This window comes from uncultured Empedobacter sp., from assembly GCF_937930195.1.
GTDB classification, from domain to species: domain Bacteria; phylum Bacteroidota; class Bacteroidia; order Flavobacteriales; family Weeksellaceae; genus Empedobacter; species Empedobacter stercoris.
This window is the reverse complement of record NZ_CALGVK010000102.1, coordinates 1-2,408: the sequence shown is the minus strand read 5'-3', so window position 1 is coordinate 2,408 and position 2,408 is coordinate 1. Positions and strand designations below refer to the sequence as shown.

3 protein-coding genes and 1 pseudogene are annotated in these 2,408 nt (G+C 35.0%); all 4 read left to right on the top strand.

Features of this window, described 5'->3' with window-relative positions; genetic code table 11:
- Nucleotides 1–1,042 (top strand): urease subunit alpha (locus Q0616_RS06535; protein WP_298775924.1); only part of this gene is annotated, 1,042 nt, incomplete at its 5' end.
- 81 nt (nt 1,043–1,123) lie between these two features.
- A complete protein-coding gene (locus Q0616_RS06530; protein ID WP_038336650.1) occupies nt 1,124–1,756 on the top strand; it encodes a hypothetical protein in 633 nt (210 codons plus the stop codon).
- Nucleotides 1,757–1,761: 5 nt separating this feature from the next.
- Complete coding sequence (locus Q0616_RS06525; protein ID WP_286484156.1) at nt 1,762–2,262, top strand: urease accessory protein UreE; 501 nt, start codon at nt 1,762–1,764, stop codon at nt 2,260–2,262.
- Between the two features lie 11 nt (nt 2,263–2,273).
- A pseudogene (locus tag Q0616_RS06520) lies at nt 2,274–2,408 on the top strand (urease accessory protein UreF); the annotation flags it as partial.

Sequence of the window (2,408 nt, the reverse complement as noted above, 5' to 3'; positions counted from 1 at the left end):
GGGTGCAACACCATCTACAATTGATGCAGCATTGAAAGTTGCAGATAAATATGATGTACAAGTTGCGATCCATACGGATACGTTAAACGAAGGAGGTTTCTTAGAAGATACAATGGAAGCGATCAATGGTCGTGTTATTCATACATTCCATACAGAAGGAGCTGGTGGAGGTCACGCGCCAGATATCATCAAATCTGCGATGTATCCAAATGTATTACCAGCATCTACAAATCCAACTCGTCCTTATTCAGTTAACACAATTGATGAGCACTTGGATATGTTAATGGTTTGTCACCATTTGAGTAAAAATATTCCTGAAGATGTAGCATTTGCTGACTCTCGTATTCGTCCAGAAACAATTGCTGCCGAAGATATTTTACATGATATGGGTGTTTTCAGTATCATGAGTTCAGATTCTCAAGCAATGGGACGTCCAGGAGAGGTGATTTCAAGAACTTGGCAAACGGCAAGTAAAATGAAAGATCAACGTGGAGAAATTGCAGAAGATAAAGGTCATGACAATGATAACTTCCGTGCAAAACGTTACATCGCAAAATATACAATCAATCCTGCAATAGCACACGGAATCTCAGATTATATCGGATCTGTTGAGGTTGGTAAAATTGCCGATTTAGTAATCTGGAAACCTGCCATGTTTGGTGTTAAACCAGAAATGATCTTGAAAGGAGGATTTATCGCAGGTAGTAAAATGGGAGATCCAAACGGATCTATTCCAACTCCACAACCAGTTATTTACAGAAATATGTTTGGTTCTTTCGGTAAAGCAGTTCAGAAAACGAATATCACATTCGTTTCTCAGGCTTCTATTGATAACGGAACAATTGACAGTTATAATTTGAACAGAGTTTTCTTACCTGTTAAAAACTGTAGAAATATTGGTAAAAAAGATTTGATTCACAACGATAAAACACCAAATATTGAAGTGAATGCAGAAAATTATAAAGTATATGTTGACGGAGAATATATTACATGCGAACCATCGGAAGTTGTTCCTTTAGCTCAATTGTATTATTTATTCTAATCATTAAAAATAGGCTCAGACAACGTGCTGAGCCTTTTCAAATTTTTTAATGAAATAATAAAATTAGGTTTTTAAGTATAAATGATAAATTTTAATCAAATAGTTTTTTCAATTGCAGTAATTGGAATGTCATTGATTTCAGGGAAAATGAACGGGCAAATCTTAGGAGGAATGAGATTGAAAGACAATGATGAAGGTCCAAAAGGACAATTTTCACTATATGGTTCATTGGATTATTCTAAAGTTACGTCGCCATCTGGTCGTAGTAGTAACGTCTCAAGTGCTCCGATTGGTATAGGATATTTCTTTAATAATAATGATGCGATTGGGGTTAACTACGCATATACAGAAGATAATATCAATCATCAAGTTGTAAGCAAACAAAATGAAACAGGGATTTGGTATAGTCCGTCCTTGGCGCTTGGAAAATATTTTACGCTAATTGCGCATTTTGATGTGCATTATGTTTGGGGACAACAATTGTCTGAAACAACAGCATCTATGGAAAATTTTAATGGTTTTCGATTGAGAGGTTATCCTATGATTGGGATTGTTTTAGGCGGCGGCTGGGGATTGAAATTTAGATTTGCAGATTTTTCGCTGTTAGAAACAAAATCAAAAGAAGGTTGGACAAAAACATCTGTTGCTGGAGTTAATGGCTCTGCATTTGGAATGGGCGTATCTAAAAATATCGATTTTAGAAGAAAAAATTAAGCAAGATGATTATTAATGAGAGAATAGGAAGTGTTGCAGAACAATCAATTTTACAATCAATTGATTATTTGGATTTAGATTGGTACGAAACAACCAAGAGAATTCAACGCAAAAGAACAAGAGGTGGAAAGGATGTCGCGATCAAATTTTTGAAAGATAAACAACGTTTGCACGATGGAGATATTCTTTTTATGGATGACGAAACGGCAATTGTTGTGAATGTTTTAGAAACCAAAACGATTGTGCTTTCTCCTCAATCTATTCTCGAAATGAGCGCACTTTGCCACGAAATAGGAAACAAACATTTACCACTTTACAATGAAAATGATTTGTTGCTTATGCCTTTCGAATTGACCATTTTTCGCTGGTTAGAATCATCTGGCTACAATCCAAAAGTTCAAGATTTAAAACTCCTACATCTATTGAATGCCAATGTAGATCATCATCGCGAGACCAAAGTAGGAGGTTCAATGTCTACAAAAAATCTGAAAATAAAATTATCGTAAAAAGATAAAGAATGAAACAAGAATTTTTAGCAAGTTTATTACATATTTCTGATCCTACTTTACCGATTGGTGCTTATACACATTCGAATGGATTAGAAACTTATATTCAGAATGGAATCGTCAATAATAAGCAAACGGCACAAGAG